This is a genomic window from Pedococcus aerophilus (assembly GCF_039532215.1).
Lineage (GTDB): Bacteria > Actinomycetota > Actinomycetes > Actinomycetales > Dermatophilaceae > Pedococcus > Pedococcus aerophilus.
In genome coordinates, this window is record NZ_BAAARN010000005.1 from 381282 (window position 1) to 397715 (window position 16434).

Sequence of the window (16434 nt, forward strand, 5' to 3'; positions counted from 1 at the left end):
TCATCCGAACGGGTGAGGCGGCGGCCTCGATAAGGGGTTCGGGCGATGGGCCGCCTCTTGCCCTGTGCACCGGGACACCTCCACCATGGAACTACCCGGGACCGTCGACGGACCCACGCAGCGAGGAGCGGTCCATGCGAACTCCCCCACTTCCGTCCCGTCTCGGCGCCGAGGCGCTCGGCACCTTCTGGTTGGTCTTCGGTGGGTGCGGCAGCGCGGTGTTCGCCGCGAAGTTCCTCGCCCCCGACGTCCCGTCCGGGCAGAGCGTGCAGCTCGGCATCGGCTTCCTCGGTGTCGCCCTCGCCTTCGGGCTCACCGTGATGACGATGGCGTATGCCGTCGGGCACGTGTCCGGCGCGCACTTCAACCCCGCGGTGACCATAGGTGTCGCCATCGCCAAGCGCTTCCCGTGGAAGGACGTCCCGGCGTACGTCGCCGCGCAGGTGGTCGGCGGACTGCTCGCCGGGCTGGCCCTGTGGGGCGTGGCCCGCGGCACCTCCGGGTTCGAGGTGACCGGCAACCTCGCGGCCAACGGGTACGGCGACCACTCCCCCGGCGGCTACACGCTGGTCGCGGTGCTCGTCGCCGAGGCGATCCTCACCGCGTTCTTCCTCTACATCATCCTGGGCGCGACGGACGAGCGTGCGCCGGTCGGCTTCGCGCCCATCGCGATCGGCTTGGGCCTCACCCTGATCCACCTGATCTCCATCCCCATCAGCAACACCTCGGTCAACCCCGCCCGCTCCACGGCTGTGGCGTTCTTCAACGGGGACGGGGCTCCGAGCCAGCTGTGGGCGTTCTGGGTGGCGCCCATCGTCGGCGCCGCCATCGCCGGCGCGACCTACCACCTGGTGACCGGCATCGACCGTCGCGACGAGGACATCACCGGCATGGTCGACCCCGAGGACGTCCGCCCCGCCACCTGAGGGCTGTCGCCCCGGACCCGCCCTCCCCGGCGGCCCGGGCGTGGTGGCTTGTGGGATCGCCCGGTGGCGGGTACGAACACCAGATGCCTCCCGTCGAGAACGCAGACCCGATGACCGCCACCGACTACGCCGACTTCGCGGCGGCATACTCCGTGGAGAACGAGCGGAACCTGTTCAACGCCTACTACGCGCGTCCGGCGGTCCTCGACCTCGCCGGTGAGGTCTCGGGCCGTCGCATCCTCGACGCAGGTTGCGGCTCGGGCCCGTTGGCGGCCGAGCTCCGTGACAGGGGCGCGGAGGTCACCGGCTTCGACGTGAGCGCGGCGATGGTCGACCTCGCCCGCCAGCGGCTCGGGGACGACGCCGACCTGCACGTGGCCCGGCTGCCTACGCGATCGTCTATCCCGAGGCCGACTACTTCGCCGTGACCCGGTACTCCGAGGACTACACCTTCGACGGCCGGACCCTGTGGTTGACCTTCTTCCACCGACCGCTGCACGCGATGGCCGACTCCTTCGCCGCCGCCGGTTTCCGCATCACGGCGATCAGCGAACCGCCTCCCGCGGACGACACCCCCGAGGAGCTGCTCCCGCCCGGCATGGAGGGCCGGTCGGCGTTCATGTGCTTCCTCTTCTTCGTCCTCGAGGCGGTCTGAGCCGCCCCCACGGCCACCCACGGGAGCAGGCGTGGTGCGGGGCTCGCCGTGCCGGACCGGTTCGATAGCCTGAGCAGCGCTGCGCACGAACGCTGCGAGCACGACGAGCCCAGGGAGAGAGCCGCCGACATGGCCAAGATCATCTACACCCTCACCGACGAGGCGCCCATGCTGGCGACCTACTCCTTCCTGCCGGTGATCGAAGCCTTCGCGTCCACCGCGGGCGTCGACGTCGAGACCCGCGACATCTCCCTGTCGGGGCGCATCATCGCCGCCTTCGACGACGTGCTCCCCGAGGACCAGCGCATCGGTGACGCCCTCGCCGAGCTCGGCCAGCTGGCGACCACGCCCGAGGCCAACATCATCAAGCTCCCCAACGTCTCGGCGTCGCTCCCCCAGCTCAAGGCCGCCATCGCCGAGCTGCGCTCGCAGGGCTACGACCTGCCGGCCTACCCCGACGAGCCCACCACCGACGAGGAGAAGGACGCCCGCGCCCGCTACGACAGCGTCAAGGGCAGCGCCGTGAACCCCGTCCTGCGTGAGGGCAACTCCGACCGTCGCGCCCCCGCCGCCGTGAAGAACTACGCGCGCAAGCACCCGCACTCGATGGGCGCCTGGAGCAGCGACTCCCGCACCCAGGTCGCCACCATGGGCAAGGACGACTTCCGCTCCAACGAGCAGTCCGTGGTCCTGCCCTCGGCCGACACCCTGACGATCCAGCTCGTCACCGACGCAGGTACCACCGTCCTCAAGGACGGCCTCAAGGTCCTCGAGGGCGAGGTCGTCGACGCGACCGTCCTGCGCGCTGCCGCGCTCGACGCGTTCCTCACCGAGCAGATCGCCAGGGCCAAGGCCGACGGCGTGCTCTTCTCGGTGCACCTCAAGGCCACGATGATGAAGGTCTCCGACCCGATCATCTTCGGGCACGTCGTCCGGGCGTTCCTCCCGGAGGTCTTCTCCCGGTATGGCGCCGAGCTGGCCGCCGCCGGCCTGTCCGCGAACAACGGTCTCGGCTCCATCCTCGACGGGCTCGACACCCTGCCCGAGGGCACCCGTGACGAGGTCCGTGCCGCGATCGAGCAGGGCCTCGCCGACGGGCCGAAGCTCGCGATGGTCAACTCCGACAAGGGGATCACGAACCTCCACGTCCCGAGCGACGTCATCGTCGACGCCTCGATGCCGGCGATGATCCGCACGTCCGGCCACATGTGGGGCCCGGACGGCGAGGAGGCCGACACCCTGGCCGTCATCCCCGACAGCTCCTACGCCGGTGTCTACCAGGCCGTCATCGACGATTGCCGCGAGCACGGCGCCTACGACCCGACCACGATGGGCTCGGTGCCGAACGTCGGCCTCATGGCCCAGAAGGCCGAGGAGTACGGCAGCCACGACAAGACGTTCGAGATCGCCGAGGCCGGCACCGTCCAGGTCGTCAATGCCGCCGGTGACGTGCTGATGTCCCACGACGTCCAGCCCGGCGACATCTGGCGCGCCTGCCAGACCAAGGACGCCCCGATCCGCGACTGGGTCAAGCTCGCCGTCACCCGGGCCCGCGCCTCGAAGACGCCTGCCGTCTTCTGGCTCGACAGCGAGCGCGCCCACGACCGCAACCTCATCGCCAAGGTCGAGGCCTACCTGCCCGAGCACGACACCGACGGCCTCGACATCCAGGTGCTCTCCCCCGTGGAGGCCGCCAAGCTCTCGGTCGAGCGGATCCGCAAGGGCGAGGACACCATCTCGGTCACCGGCAACGTGCTGCGCGACTACAACACCGACCTCTTCCCCATCCTCGAGCTCGGCACGAGCGCCAAGATGCTCTCCGTCGTCCCCCTGATGAACGGCGGTGGCCTCTTCGAGACCGGCGCCGGCGGCTCGGCGCCCAAGCACGTGCAGCAGCTCGTGCAGGAGAACTACCTGCGCTGGGACAGCCTCGGCGAGTTCCTCGCCCTGGCCGAGAGCCTGCGCCACATGGCGACCACGACCGACAACGCGCGCGCCGCCCTGCTGGGTGAGGCGCTCGACAAGGCGACCGAGCGGCTGCTCAACGAGAACAAGGGCCCGGCCCGCAAGGTCGGCCAGATCGACAACCGCGGCAGCCACTTCTACCTCGCGCTCTTCTGGGCCAACGAGCTGGCGCAGCAGACGCAGGACGCCGCGCTCGCCGAGGCGTTCGCGCAGGTGTCGCAGACGCTCACCGAGCAGGAGGACACCATCAACGCCGAGCTGCTCGGCGTGCAGGGCCACCCGGCCGACATCGGTGGCTACTACCGTCCCGACGCCGCCAAGGCCTCGGCGGTCATGCGCCCCTCGGCGACGTTCAACGAGGCGCTGGCCGCGCTGCGCTGAGCCCACAGCGTTCCGGACAGCGTCCGGCACACCGTCACGGACAGGGCCGGGCCGTCACCCCAGGGTGGCGGCCCGGCCCTGTCCTGTCCCGCGTCCGACCCCCTCTCGCCCCCTGCTCGTCCGTGCCCGTCCCTGCTCATCAACGGGTCCGGTACCGGTCCGGTAACGAGGTCGCCGCGAGCCGGTAACGACGGCTCTCGGGGCTCGGTCGGCTCCGTACCGTTCGGTCCATGGCCCGCAAGGGAGTCGCCGTCGTCGTCGCCGCCCTGGTGACGCTGTCGGGCTGCGCCCAGCGCGCCGAGCCCGACGCGCAGCGCTTCCTCGACCACGCCCGGGACGTCGCAGCAGCCTGGTCCACGGCCGACCAGCAGGAGCGCTGGGAGTCCAGCCTCATCCCCCTCGGTCCCCTCACGGTGGAGCCCGACTGGAGCGGCCACGAGTCGCTGATGGCCGGGGTCCACGCCGGTGCCCTCGAATGGGTCTCCGAGAAGGTCGGGGACGACGCCGCCAGCGGCACGGTGCGGTACGCCGACGGCAGCACCGAGTCGGTGACGACGCTCGGTGCCCGGGCGACCTTGTCCGAGCTCTTCCACGGCGGTGAGGCCACGTGCCCGACGACCTGCACGTCCGCCGTGGTGAACGCAGCCGACCTCACGACGGTCCGGCTGCTCACCGCCCGCGGACCCGCGAGCGTTCCGGCGTGGGCGTTCCACCTCGAAGGTCTCGCCGAGCCGGTGCTGCGGGTGGCGGTCGCCGGGCTCGACGCCCGCGGTGACATCGAGCCCCGGGTGCCGGGCACCGACCGGGCCCGTGGCCTGCAGGGCCTGGTCGGTGCCACGGTGCTGCTCGGGGAGCAGGGCAGCACCCTCACCGTGCGCCTGCCCATGACCGCCTGCTCCCCCGCCCCGAGGGCCGAGGTCCTGGAGACGGCGACGGTGGTGGTCGTGGGAGCGACGCAGCCGGAGCCGCGCCGTGGCGATGCCTGTGCGGCCGTGGTGCGCGACCAGGACGTGACCGTGACGCTCGAACGCCCCCTGGGCCAGCGGGTGCTCGTCACCACCGGCGGCCGCCTCGTCCTCCCGGCGGCGCAACCCTCCTGACCGAGCGCGCCCGGCGGAACCGGCGGTCAGGGTGGGGAGGCGCCTCGCACCCTCTCCTGCTCCACGGCTGCCTCGAGGTCCTTGAGCCGGTGCCGCTGCTGGAGCGGACGCGCCATACGCGGGTTGCCCTCGAGCCGGTCCGCGGTCCGGTCGAGGTGTGCCCAGTAGCCGGCGGTGAACGGGCAGGCGTCGTCGCCGACCCGCACCGTCGGGCGGTACCGGCAGCCGCCGCAGTAGTCGGACATCCGGTTGATGTAGGCGCCGCCGGACGTGTACGGCTTGGTCGTCATGGCGCCCCCGTCGGCGTACTGGCTCATGCCGACGACGTTGGCGGGCATGACCCAGTCGTACCCGTCGACGAACCGCGTCTGGAACCACTCCGTCAGCGCGTCGGGGTCGTAGCCGCGCTGGGCAGCCCAGTTGCCGAGGACCATCAGGCGCGGGATGTGGTGAACCCACCCGCGATCACGCACTCCGGCAAGGACGTCGGAGAGGCAGGCTGCCTCCACCGCGTCGGCGTCCAGGTCGTCGAACCACTGCGGCAGCGGCTCCCGCGCACCGAGTCCGTTGCGGCTGCGGTACTGCGGGCCGAAGTGCCAGTAGAGGTGCCAGACGTACTCGCGCCAGCCGACCACCTGCCGCACGAATCCCTCGACCGAGGCCAGCGGGGCGTCGCCGTCGCGGTACGCCTGCACCGCCCGCTCGGCCACCTCGACGGGGTCGAGGAGCCCGAGGTTGAGCGGCACCGACAAGAGGCTGTGCGCCATCTCCCAGTCGCCCTTGAGCATGGCGTCCTCGTGCGGCCCGAACGCGCCGAGCCGCTGCGTGACGAACCGGTCCAGCGCCGCGAGCGCCTCGCGCCGCGTCACGGCGAACAACCGCGGCCCGTCTCGGCCCACGGTCTCCAGCCCCTCGTCCCGCTCCCACCGGTCGAGGTCCTCCCTCACCTGCGCGTCGATCTCGTCCTCGCGGGGACGGTATGGCGCGGGCACGTCCAGGTGCGTCACCCCCTTGGGTGGGGGCTCGCGGTTGTCCTCGTCGAACGACCACCGGCCGCCGACGGGGTCGCCGTCGCCCTCGACGAGCAGGTCTAGACGCTGGCGCTGGAACCGGTAGAAGTCCTCCATGCGCAGCCGTCGGCGGTCACCCGCCCAGCGCTGGAAGTCGTTGCGGGACAACGAGAACCCAGGCGTCGGGTCGACCGCCTCGATCACGCCCGACTCGAGCTGGCGGGAGACGAAGTCGGCGGCCCTGCGTGAGGTCGGCTCGTAGACCCGGACGGGTTCGCCGAGCTCGCGCAGGGCCTCGCCGTAGGTGTCCGTGCGCAGGAGGACGGCCGAGTCGCCGAGCTCGGCCGCCCGGTGCCGCAGGGCCGACAGGATGAGGTGCAGCTTCTGCCGGTGGTAGCGGCGACGGCCCAGAGCCGCCCTGCTCTCGACGAGGAGCACCCCTTCACGGCCGACGTCGAAGTGCGGACCGAGCTGGTCGGCGAACAACCACCGTCGCGTCATGACCTGCCCACCGAGTTCGTCACCGGTCCAGTCTGGTCGACCCAGGCCACTGCTGCAGATCGAGCGGGGAGCCCGTGCGCCGCCTACGGTGGGTGGGTGGACACCATCATCGGCAGCACCCAGGCCGCGCACGTCCACGCCCCACCCGCGACCGTGTGGGAGGTCGTGACCTCGGTCGGTGGCGACACCGGCTGGTTCACGCCCGAGGTCGTCTGGGCCGCCCGGTGCGGTGTCGACCGGCTGATCGGTGGACCGGGGCGTCGCCGCCAGCGCCCGGACCGCCCGCTGCGCCTCGGGGACCGGGTCGACTTCTGGAAGGTGACGGCGCTGGACGCCGGCCGCCGGATCGTCCTGTCACCCGACACCAAGCTGCCGGGCAGCGCCTTCCTCGAGCTCGAGGTGCTCCCCGAGGTGGGCCCGGACGGCGCAGGCTCACGGCTGATCCTGCGGCACGGGTTCGCGCCCGACGGCTCCGTCGGCCGGCTCTACGGGGAGGCGACCCGGTTCGGCGACGTGGCGCTCTACGCCTGGATGCACCGGCGCCTGGTCATGACGGCCGAGCACCGCGCGCGCTGAGGAACCGCGTCGCGGGTGCTGCGCAGGGTTCAGTCGCCGGTCGCGCCGGTCCCCGTCGTGAGGTCGAGCTTGAGCCCCTCGTGGGACATCACGAACCCGAGCTTCTCGACGTAGAACCGTTGCGCGTCGTCCCGGCGCTTGTCGGTCGTGAGCTGCACCACGGAGCAGCCCCGGCGACGGGACTCCTCGATCCCCCACCTCAGCATCGCCTCCCCCAGCCCGTGACCGCGCAAGGACGGGGCGATCCGCACCGCCTCGATCTGGCTGCGTCGGGCGCCTCCGCGCGACAGCCCGGGCAGGAAGGTCAGCTGCATGGTCCCCGCGACGGCACCGTCGGCCTCGAGCACCACGAGCAGGTGGGCAGGGTCGCCGTCGACGTCCTCGAAGGCGTCGAGGTACCCGCGCAGGTCACGCCCGTCCTCCCGGCCCGCGCCGATGACGTCGTCAGCAAGGAGGCTGACGATCGCCGGGACGTCGGTGCGGACGGCCCGACGCAGCAGGACCTCGCGGCCACCGGCCGACAGGGTGGCCAGCGGCGCGAGGTCGCGCTCTCCGGCCCGCTGGCCGTCGCGGGCGGCGACCGGCGCGAGGGCGCCGGGCACGGCGGCATACCCCTCCTCCGTCGGATGAGTGGCCACCTCCGCCGCTCCGGTGTCGAACCACGTGCTGCCGTCGAAGGCCAGCGCTCGCTCGAGGCGCACGCGAGCGCGGTCCATCAGTGGCGACGGCAGCCCGTCGAGGGCGAACCAGCCGACCTCCAGCGACTCGTCGTCGTTGACCCTGGCCTCGCCGGAGACGTGACGGGCGAGGAAGCAGAGGTCGAGGTACTGCGCGCGGTCACCGTTGGGGTACCCCTGCTCCGGCAGCGTCCACACCGAGCTCAGCGCCTCGATGCGGGCGACGACGCCGGTCTCCTCCTCGATCTCCCTGGCGAGTCCCACGGCGGGCTGCTCGCCGGGCTCGAGGATCCCGCTGACCAGAGCCCATTGGCCGTTGTCGGCACGACGGCCGAGCAGCACCTCACCGGCGTCGTTGCGCACCACGGCGGTCACGCCGGTGAGCCAGAGGAGGTCGGTGCCGACCTTGTCGCGCAGGGCCAGGATGAAGTCCGGGGTGGGCATGCCCTCGACCCTAGCCACCGGAAACCGGGTCGGCGCAGCCCTGCTAGCGTCGTGCACAGCTGTCCCACCCCACCGACGTGAAGGGCCCACCGTGAGCACTACCCCCGTCAAGGTCGCCGTCACCGGCGCCGCCGGCCAGATCGGCTACAGCCTCCTCTTCCGCATCGCCAGCGGCTCGCTGTTCGGCCCGGACACCCCGGTCGAGCTGCGCCTGCTCGAGATCACCCCCGCGCTCAAGGCGCTCGAGGGTGTCGTCATGGAGCTCGACGACTGTGCGTTCCCGACGCTGGCCAAGGTCGAGATCGGCGACGACGCCGAGAAGATCTTCGACGGCGTCAACCACGCCCTCCTCGTCGGCGCCCGCCCGCGCGGCCCCGGTATGGAGCGCGGTGACCTCCTCGAGGCCAACGGTGGCATCTTCGCCCCGCAGGGCAAGGCCCTCAACAAGGTCGCTGCCGACGACATCCGCGTCACCGTGACCGGCAACCCGGCCAACACCAACGCCCTCATCGCGATGAGCAACGCGCCCGACATCGGCCGCGAGCGCTTCTCCGCGCTGACCCGACTGGACCACAACCGCGCCATCTCGCAGCTGTCGGCCAAGCTCGGTGTCCCGGTGACCGAGATCAAGAAGATGACGATCTGGGGCAACCACTCCGCGACGCAGTACCCCGACCTGTTCCACGCCGAGGTCTCCGGCAAGAACGCCGCCGAGGCCGTCGGCGACCAGGACTGGCTGGCCGGCACGTTCATCCCGACCGTCGCCAAGCGCGGCGCCGCGATCATCGAGGCCCGGGGCGCGTCCTCGGCCGCCTCCGCCGCGAGCGCCACCGTCGACCACGCCCGCGACTGGACCCTCGGCACCCCCGACGGCGACTGGGTGTCGATGTCGGTCTGCTCCGATGGCTCCTACGGCGTGCCGGAGGGCCTGATCTCCTCGTTCCCCGTGACCGTCAAGGACGGCCAGTGGTCCATCGTGCAGGGCCTGGAGATCGACGAGTTCTCCCGCGGCAAGATCGACGCCTCCGTCAAGGAGCTCGAGGAGGAGCGCGAGGCCGTCAAGGGCCTGGGCCTCATCGGCTGACGCCCTCCCGCAGACGCACCACCAGTACGGCGAACGGGCGGTCCCGGGTCACCCGGGACCGGCCGTTCCGCGTCTGGCGTCAGGGCACGGGTCAGCCGCGCGGACGCAGGTCCAGGCTGGCGGTGACGACCACCAGCGCGATCCCGAACAGCCCCATCGTCACGACGTCGACCACCCGTGAGCGGACGACCAGTCCCCCGCTGAGCGCCGTCGGCAGGACGGCCCGGATGAGCGCGGCCACCAGCAACCCGCCCGCGATGACGAACCCCGCCAGCCGCACGTGCCCGAACGCGAAGGCCACCACGCCCAGCACGAGGACCGGGGTGGCGACCCACCACCAGCCCAGGCGCGGAGCGATCACGAGGTCAGGCCGAGACCGCGAGCTGGCGTTCGGCGGCGGCCACGATGTTCGACAGCAGCAGGGCTCGCGTCATGGGGCCCACGCCGCCGGGGTTGGGGCTGACCCAGCCCGCCACCTCGGCGACGTCGGGGGCGACATCTCCGGCGATCTTGCCGTCGACGCGGCTGACGCCCACGTCCAGCACGGCAGCGCCGGGCTTGACCATGTCCTTGGTGACGATGCCGGGCACGCCGGCTGCGGCGATGACGATGTCCGCGCGGCTGACCTCGGCGGCGAGGTCACGGGTGCCGGTGTGGCAGAGGGTGACCGTGGCGTTCTCGCTCTTGCGGGTCAGGATCAGCCCGAGCGGTCGACCGACGGTGAGACCGCGACCGATCACCACGACGTTGGCACCGGCGATCGGCACGTCGAACCGGCGCAGCAGCTCGATGCAGCCCATCGGCGTGCACGGCAGCGGCGCCTCCTTGCCCAGGGCGAGCCAGCCGAGGTTGGTCGGGTGGAGGCCGTCGACGTCCTTCTCGGGGGCCACCCGCGACAGCAGGGCCATCTCGTCCAGCCCGGTCGGCTGCTGCACGAGGAACCCGGTGCACCCCGCGTCGGCGTTGAGCTCGTCGATGACGGCCTCGACCTCAGCCTGGGTCGCGGTGGCCGGCAGGTCACGACGGATGCTCGTGATGCCGATCTCGGCGCAGTCCTTGTGCTTGGCGTTGACGTACCAGTGGCTGCCGGGGTCGTCGCCGACCAGCACGGTGCCCAGTCCCGGGACCACGCCCTGGTCGCGCAGGACGTCGACCCGACTGCGCAGCTCCTGCTTGATCGTCGTGAGTACTGCCTTGCCGTCCAGGATGCGCGCGGTCACGGTCCCGTATCCTGCCACGCTCGCCCGAGCCGCCTCCCGACCGCCCACACCAGGTCAGCTCGTAGCGGCGGCGGGCGCAGCCTCGGCGAGCGCGTCGAGCGCCTGCGTGAAGCACTCCGCGGGTGGCGTGACGAGCCCAGCGCCGACCTGACCGGTGCCGGCGACCCGACCCGCCATACCGGTGTTGATCTGGGGCAGCGTCCCGGTCCGCACCACCGCGGTGACGTCGATCGCCGTGGGAGTTCCGCGGAACTCCAGGATCGGGACCTGGTACGCCGTGTGCTCACCGACGGTGATGTCGTACATCGTGCGCGTGGTCCGGAGGGCGAAGGGGACGTCTCCGCCGACGAACTTGACGATCGCCGGGGCCGCCGCCATGGCGAAGCCGCCGATGCCGGCCGTCTCGGTGATCGCGGAGTCGCCGATGTCGGGGTTGGCGTCATCCGGTCCGTACGACCCGAGGAACAAGCCCTCCGGGGTGTTGGCCGGAGCCGTGAACCACCGGTCGCCGGTGCCGGCGGTCCGGATGCCGAAGTCGGTCCCGTTGCGGGCCATCGTCGTGACGACCGTCGATCCGGGGATGCCCTCTGCCGCCATGGTCGACAACTTGCAGGCGGGCATCCCGAGGTTGAGGAAGAAGTGCTCGTTGGCACCGGAGAACCGCACCGCCTCGGCGATGTCGGTCGAGCTGCCGTCGGCGGTGATGAGCGTCGGCAGCAGCTCGCGCAGCAGCATGAGCGAGCCCGCACGGTTGCGGTTGTGGCCCTCGTCGCCCATCTGGAGCATCTGCGCGATGACGGCCTTGATGTCGACGGGACCGCGAGCGCGGACGGCCTGCTGCAGCAGTGGCCCGAGGACCGAGTTCATCCAGTGCAGCCGGTCGATCACCTCCGGGCCGTACGCGCCGTACCGCAGCACCTTGCCCAGGCCCTCGTTGAGCGAACACCAGGACGTGTGGTCGTGCACCTCGTCGCGCAGCTCGTAGACCCACATCGACGGGGAGACCACGCCGGCCATCGGTCCCACCGCGTCGCGGTGGTGGCACGGCTCCAGCACGTATGCCGCCGCGGCCAGCTGGCGCTCGGCCTCCTCGGCCGTGTCGGCCAGCCCCTCGAACAGGACCGCCCCGATGAGGGCACCACGCATCGGCCCGGAAGCTCGCTCCCACTCCAGCGGCGGTCCGGCGTGGAGGAACGTGCCGCGTTCGAGACCGAGCGCCTCGTGCGCGGGACGCACGTCGACGAGGTCTGCGCCCGCGGCCGTCATCCGTTGCAGGGCAAGGGAGTTCGCCTCGGACCTGCGGCGGTCGGCCATCACCCGGAGCAGGGCGTCGACCGAGTCCTCCGGCGGGGGCTGCCACTGCGCCTCACCCACGACGACGGCCTGGTCGCGCAGCGCGTCGCTGAGCAGGCCGGCACCCGCCGTCGCGACGACGGGGTCGGTGGTCAGCAGCCCGTGCAGATCGATGGACCCGGCCACGTCAGGCCTCCTCACTGGTCGACACGAGCGAGACCGCCCGCCGGACGGCCGCGGCATTGGACAGGAACACCGAGGCCCCGGCAGAGCGCAGCGACTCGGCGCACCGCGTCAGGCCCTGCGGGTCGGCCTCGGTGCCGGTGAGCGACACGACGACCGGCAGGTCGCGACCGGCTGCTGCCGCGGTGGCGCGTGCCGAGCGGACCGCCTCCGCGAGCTCACCACCGGGGTCGGGGTGGGAGCCGTGGCCGAGGACGAGGTCGAGCAGCAGCACGCCGCACCCGGGGTCGGCGGCCTCGACGGCGATGCGTTCGAGGCGCAGGGTCGGGTCGATCATCGGGTGCGCGCGCCCACGGGTCAGCCCGTCGTCGCCGAAGTCGAGCACGACGTGGCCCTCGGCGCGCAGGTCGGACGAGACGGCCAGGTCGGGACGCAGCGGGATGTTGGAGCGGATGTCCCCCAGCCCTTCCCCCGCCACGAGCATCGCCTCGTCGGCAAGGGTCCCGCCGCAGAAGAGCCCGCGCAGCGAGCCAGCCGACACCGGCTGCTGCGGGACGTCCCACGCCGGCCACGTGGGGCGTGGCTCACCGAGCGCGTCGAGCACGGCCTCGAGCGCCGTGGTCAGGTCCGGGCGACCCGCACCGAGCGTCGCCCAGTGGACCGGCGTCCCCAGCCCCGCGGCATACGCCTCGAGGTCGGCGAGCACCTCGAGGGCCGGCGGCTTCGACACGACGATGATCGCGTCGGTGCCCTCGTCGGCGGCCAGGGCCGCAAGTGCCTGGCGGGTGGACCGGCCCGCGACCCGGCTCGAGAGGTCCCGGCCACCGACGCCCAGGCAGTGGCTGATCCCCACCCCGGCGGCGTCCAGCAGCGACATCACCTGCTGCGCGCCGGTGCCCGACGCGGCGACCAGACCGACCCGACCCGGGGCCACGACGTTGGCGAAGCCGAGGGCCACACCACCAACGACCGCCGTGCCGCAGTCCGGGCCCATGACGAGCACTCCCCGGTCTGCCGCAGCGTCCTTGAGGAGGACCTCGGTGTCGACGTCGACGTTGTCTGAGAACACCATCACGCTCACGCCGCGGTCGATCGCGTCGAACGCCTCCACGGCCGCGTGGCTTCCCGGCACGGAGACGAGCGCCAGGTCGGCGTGCACGGCGTCGATCGCTGCACCCAGGGTGCGCGGTGGCGGCGCCTCACCGAATCCCCCTGCCGAGTCGCTCGTCGTCCGCAGCGCGGCCAGCGCGTGGTCGACGGCAGCCCGACCGGCAGCCACGGCGGACTCGTCGTCCGCACGAACGGCGACCACGAGGTCGTTGGGCGAAGCCTCCGGGACGTCGAACCCCATGCCGCGCAGCACGTCGAGGTTGAGCTCGGTCGCCATCGCCACCTGCGCGGCCTCGACACCGGGGGTGGCCGCGACCCGGCGGGACACCTGCATGAGGCTGACGGAGTCGACGTAGACGCCGCTCCTGAGCTCGACGTGGTCGGTCACGAGGTCACCCCTGGGTCGGCGGTCGAGAACTGGTGCGCCACCACGGTGGACAGCCCCGCGAGAGCACGCTCGTGCTGGTGCTGCTGCGCTGCCGCGAGGCCGCCGACCAGGCCGGCGAGCAGGTCGGCTCCGGAGGTGTGGCCGATCCCGCGGACCTCCCGCGCCGCCGCCCCGACCTCGGGCCCGCGCTCCCGGCCCCCGGCGAGCGCGGAGGCGAGGCGGACGACTGATGGCACGGCATACCCGTCGGCGGCCTCGGCGAGTAGGCAGGCCGAGACCGTCGTCGTGCGGCTGGTGAGCAGGCGGACCGCGCCCCACAGGCGGGCTGCGGCACGGTCGGCGCCGCTGAGCCGCAGGGCCAGCAGGACCCCGCAGATCACGTCGTCGCCGCTGGGGGTCAGGCCCGGTCCGGAGCCCACGGTGACCTCCGCCCGGTCGGCCAGGTCCGCTCCGGCGAGCGCGCCCTCGGCGAGGGCCCGGGCAGGGCCGACCCAGGCTGTCGACGCCAGCGCGACGACGGCCGGTGGGCACGGCACGTCGACCCTGCTCTGCGCGGTGGGCACGGGGACGGGCTGCCAGACCCGGGTCCGACGGATCGTCAACCCCGGCAGGCGCACCGCTCCGTCACCGACCAGGACGCGGTCGCCGGGCTGCACGCCCCACCCCACCTGGGGGGCTGCCGAGCCGAGCACCAGGGCGTTCGGCAGGCGCAGCGCGTCCGTCGACACCACGGGCAGCAGTCCCGGGTGAGGGAAGCCATTGACCCGCAGGTAGACCGCCCCCGGGTAGACCGCCATGACGGTGGCACCCCGTCGGCCACGCGCCAGCATCGGCGCGGAGCGGGCGGACACCGCCGCGCGGTACGTCGTGGTGGCCATCGCGGAAGCCGCCTCGGGCACTGGCCGGCCTCCTCGGCGTCGGGTCGCACGGGAATCGAGCCGCGCGGGACCCCGGGGGCAGGGGGACCACGGAATCCCGCGCGGCTTCGAGCAGTGACGCTACCGAGCGGGGCTACAGTCCCCTCATGGTGAATGTTGCCAATGATCCCGGCCCCGGTGGCGCGGACTTGCCAGCCCCTCAGGCGCTGGGGGCAACCGCGCTGCCCACCCGGGATCTCGTGACCGGTGTGCCCCTGGCCCGCGTCCTCCAGCTGCCCAGCCTCGTCGGTGCGTCCGTGCACGCTGCCCCGGAGCAACTCTCCGCCGTGGTCACCCGGGCCTCCCTGTATGCCGCCGACCCCCAAGAGGGCGCCGCGCACCATGTCGTCTGCCTCGACCCGGCACGGCTGGCCCCTGGCACAGATCCGCAGCTACTCGTGCGCTCGGTCGCGGACCGTGGCGCTGCTGCCCTCGTCGTGACCCGGAACGGCGGCACCGGTGGCGGCGGTGGCCGCCACGACTGGGCAGCCGCCTCGGCCTCGGCCGGACTCCTGGTGGTGCTCGTGCGCGGCGCCAGTGCAGAGCTGGTCGTCACCGAGGTGCTGGGCGCCGTCCTCGACCAGCAGTCCGGCATCCTCGCCCGTGTCGACGAGGCGCACCAGATCCTCGTCGGGATCGTGCTCGCCGGTGGTGGGCTGCAGGACCTGTGCGAGCGGCTCGCCGGCTTCCTCGGCGGCGCGACCATGGTGACCACCACCGACGGTCGGGTGCTGGCCCGCGCCGGCGCGGAGGCCGACCTGGAGTCCGCGCTGGCCCTGGACTGCTTCGACCGCACCGGCCGCCTCGTCACCGAACGCGAATCCGTCGGCATCCGCGACCCACGGCGCGACGACGCCGGACGGGCCCTCGTGCGGATCGTCGCCGGGCAGCTCGACCACGGCCTGCTCGCGGCCTTCGTCATGGACCGCACCCTGACCGCCGACGACGTCCACCTCCTCGAGCGGGCAGCGACCGTCGCCGCGCTCGCCATCACCAAGGAACAGGCGGTGTCCGCCGTCGAGGGCAAGTACCGCGCCGAGTTCCTGCGCGACGCCCTCTCCGGCCGGGCAGGGTCCCCCACCGACGCGGTCGCCCACGCGGCCGCGCTCGGGTGGGACGTCGACCGTCGCCTCGTCGTGGTGGTCGCCGAGACCGACGAGGACGACACCCAGACCACCCGGTCGCCGGAGGAGGTGAGCTCGCTGCAGCAGCGGTTCGCCCGGGCGTGGAGCCAGGCGATGGCGGTCCGCGACCCGAAGGCGCCGGTGGTGGGGTTCAGCCAGGAGGTCGTGGCGCTGCAGGCCGTGCCCGCCGACGCCGACACCGACGCCATCATGCGCACCGTGGGCGAGGTCGTGCGGGTGGTGCGCGGCGACGGCGGCGGCGGACGCCGCACGTTCTCGACGGGGGTGTCGCGGCCGATCGACTCCCTCGCCGGTCTCCCGGCGGCATACGAGGAGGCGCTGAGCGCCGTGAGCGTCGGGCGACAGCTGCACGGGGCCTCGGCGCTGACGCACTTCGACGGGCTCGGGGTGTTCCGGCTCCTGTCGCTCATCCCGGACAGCGCCGACCTGCGACGGTTCGTCGAGGAGTCGCTCGGGCCGCTCGCGCACGACGACGTCGCGGAGCACGCCGACCTGCGCACGACGCTGAGCGTCCTCATCGACACCAACATGAACGTCGCCGAGACCGCCCGGCTGCTGTTCTTCCACTACAACACGCTGCGCTACCGCATCGCCAAGCTCGAGAAGATGCTCGGGCCGTTCACCTCCGACCCCGAGCTGCGCCTCAAGCTGGCGCTGGCCCTCAAGGTCCACCAGATGCGCGGCATCTGACTCGGCAGCGCTCCCCGGCTGGCGGAGGGGCCAGCGCATGACCTGCCGAACGCCTGCCGGCCCCTGATGGCAAGTGTTGCCCAATGCACGGCCCGCGCGTCCCGCTAGTTTTCGAGGGTCCCGGGGTCGCCGGGTCGTAGGGTCGCCGCACCGCGTGACGTTCCACCCC

15 protein-coding genes are annotated in these 16434 nt (G+C 72.5%); 8 read left to right on the plus strand and 7 right to left on the minus strand.

What is annotated here, in order from left to right:
• Positions 1 to 134 precede the first annotated feature (134 nt).
• From aqpZ to ABD286_RS18370, 5 genes are all read left to right on the plus strand, one after another.
• Positions 135 to 926, plus strand: coding sequence for an aquaporin Z (gene aqpZ, locus ABD286_RS18350; RefSeq protein ID WP_344196179.1), 792 nt, complete (start codon positions 135 to 137; stop codon positions 924 to 926).
• Positions 927 to 1009: 83 nt separating this feature from the next.
• Positions 1010 to 1354 (plus strand): class I SAM-dependent DNA methyltransferase, encoded by a 345-nt coding sequence (locus ABD286_RS18355; RefSeq protein ID WP_344196181.1) that lies wholly within the window; start codon positions 1010 to 1012, stop codon positions 1352 to 1354.
• Complete coding sequence (locus ABD286_RS18360) at positions 1351 to 1581, plus strand: hypothetical protein (RefSeq protein ID WP_344196183.1); 231 nt, start codon at positions 1351 to 1353, stop codon at positions 1579 to 1581. The genes ABD286_RS18355 and ABD286_RS18360 overlap by 4 nt, the downstream gene beginning before the upstream one ends.
• 129 nt (positions 1582 to 1710) lie before the next feature.
• Positions 1711 to 3927 (plus strand): NADP-dependent isocitrate dehydrogenase, encoded by a 2217-nt coding sequence (locus ABD286_RS18365; protein WP_344196185.1) that lies wholly within the window; start codon positions 1711 to 1713, stop codon positions 3925 to 3927.
• Positions 3928 to 4157: 230 nt separating this feature from the next.
• The gene (locus ABD286_RS18370; RefSeq protein WP_344196187.1) at positions 4158 to 5027 is read left to right on the plus strand and encodes a hypothetical protein; all 870 of its coding nucleotides are present in this window, start codon (positions 4158 to 4160) and stop codon (positions 5025 to 5027) included.
• A gap of 26 nt (positions 5028 to 5053) precedes the next feature.
• On the opposite strand, the gene ABD286_RS18375 is transcribed toward ABD286_RS18370, so the two are convergent.
• Positions 5054 to 6538: a cryptochrome/photolyase family protein gene (locus ABD286_RS18375; protein WP_344196189.1), complete on the minus strand. Its 1485-nt coding sequence runs from the start codon at positions 6536 to 6538 to the stop codon at positions 5054 to 5056.
• A 96-nt stretch (positions 6539 to 6634) separates the two neighbouring features.
• Between ABD286_RS18375 and ABD286_RS18380 the strand changes: the two genes are divergently transcribed.
• Positions 6635 to 7114, plus strand: a complete 480-nt coding sequence (locus ABD286_RS18380) for a DUF2867 domain-containing protein (RefSeq protein WP_344196191.1) — start codon at positions 6635 to 6637, stop codon at positions 7112 to 7114.
• A gap of 29 nt (positions 7115 to 7143) precedes the next feature.
• Here the strand turns inward: ABD286_RS18380 and ABD286_RS18385 are convergent, their stop codons facing one another.
• Positions 7144 to 8235: a GNAT family N-acetyltransferase gene (locus ABD286_RS18385; protein ID WP_344196193.1), complete on the minus strand. Its 1092-nt coding sequence runs from the start codon at positions 8233 to 8235 to the stop codon at positions 7144 to 7146.
• A 91-nt stretch (positions 8236 to 8326) separates the two neighbouring features.
• Between ABD286_RS18385 and ABD286_RS18390 the strand changes: the two genes are divergently transcribed.
• A complete protein-coding gene (locus ABD286_RS18390; RefSeq protein ID WP_344196195.1) occupies positions 8327 to 9319 on the plus strand; it encodes a malate dehydrogenase in 993 nt (330 codons plus the stop codon).
• A 91-nt stretch (positions 9320 to 9410) separates the two neighbouring features.
• On the opposite strand, the gene ABD286_RS18395 is transcribed toward ABD286_RS18390, so the two are convergent.
• Genes ABD286_RS18395 through ABD286_RS18415 form a run of 5 tightly spaced genes read right to left on the minus strand, consistent with a single transcriptional unit; the run spans position 9411 to position 14391 of the window.
• On the minus strand, positions 9411 to 9680 hold the full coding sequence (locus ABD286_RS18395; protein WP_344196197.1) for a DUF3017 domain-containing protein: 270 nt from the start codon (positions 9678 to 9680) through the stop codon (positions 9411 to 9413).
• Positions 9681 to 9684: 4 nt separating this feature from the next.
• Complete coding sequence (locus ABD286_RS18400; protein ID WP_344196199.1) at positions 9685 to 10539, minus strand: bifunctional methylenetetrahydrofolate dehydrogenase/methenyltetrahydrofolate cyclohydrolase; 855 nt, start codon at positions 10537 to 10539, stop codon at positions 9685 to 9687.
• Between the two features lie 54 nt (positions 10540 to 10593).
• Entirely contained in the window at positions 10594 to 12018 is a 1425-nt protein-coding gene (locus ABD286_RS18405) for a YlbE family protein (RefSeq protein WP_344196201.1), read from the minus strand.
• A 1-nt stretch (position 12019) separates the two neighbouring features.
• Positions 12020 to 13513, minus strand: a complete 1494-nt coding sequence (locus ABD286_RS18410) for an AllF/FdrA family protein (RefSeq protein WP_344196203.1) — start codon at positions 13511 to 13513, stop codon at positions 12020 to 12022.
• On the minus strand, positions 13510 to 14391 hold the full coding sequence (locus ABD286_RS18415; protein WP_344196205.1) for an oxamate carbamoyltransferase subunit AllH family protein: 882 nt from the start codon (positions 14389 to 14391) through the stop codon (positions 13510 to 13512). Before ABD286_RS18415 ends, ABD286_RS18410 begins: the two co-directional genes overlap by 4 nt.
• 239 nt (positions 14392 to 14630) lie before the next feature.
• Here ABD286_RS18415 and ABD286_RS18420 point away from each other — a divergent pair, with 239 nt between their 5' ends.
• A complete protein-coding gene (locus ABD286_RS18420) occupies positions 14631 to 16265 on the plus strand; it encodes a PucR family transcriptional regulator (RefSeq protein WP_344196207.1) in 1635 nt (544 codons plus the stop codon).
• Positions 16266 to 16434: the final 169 nt, after the last annotated feature.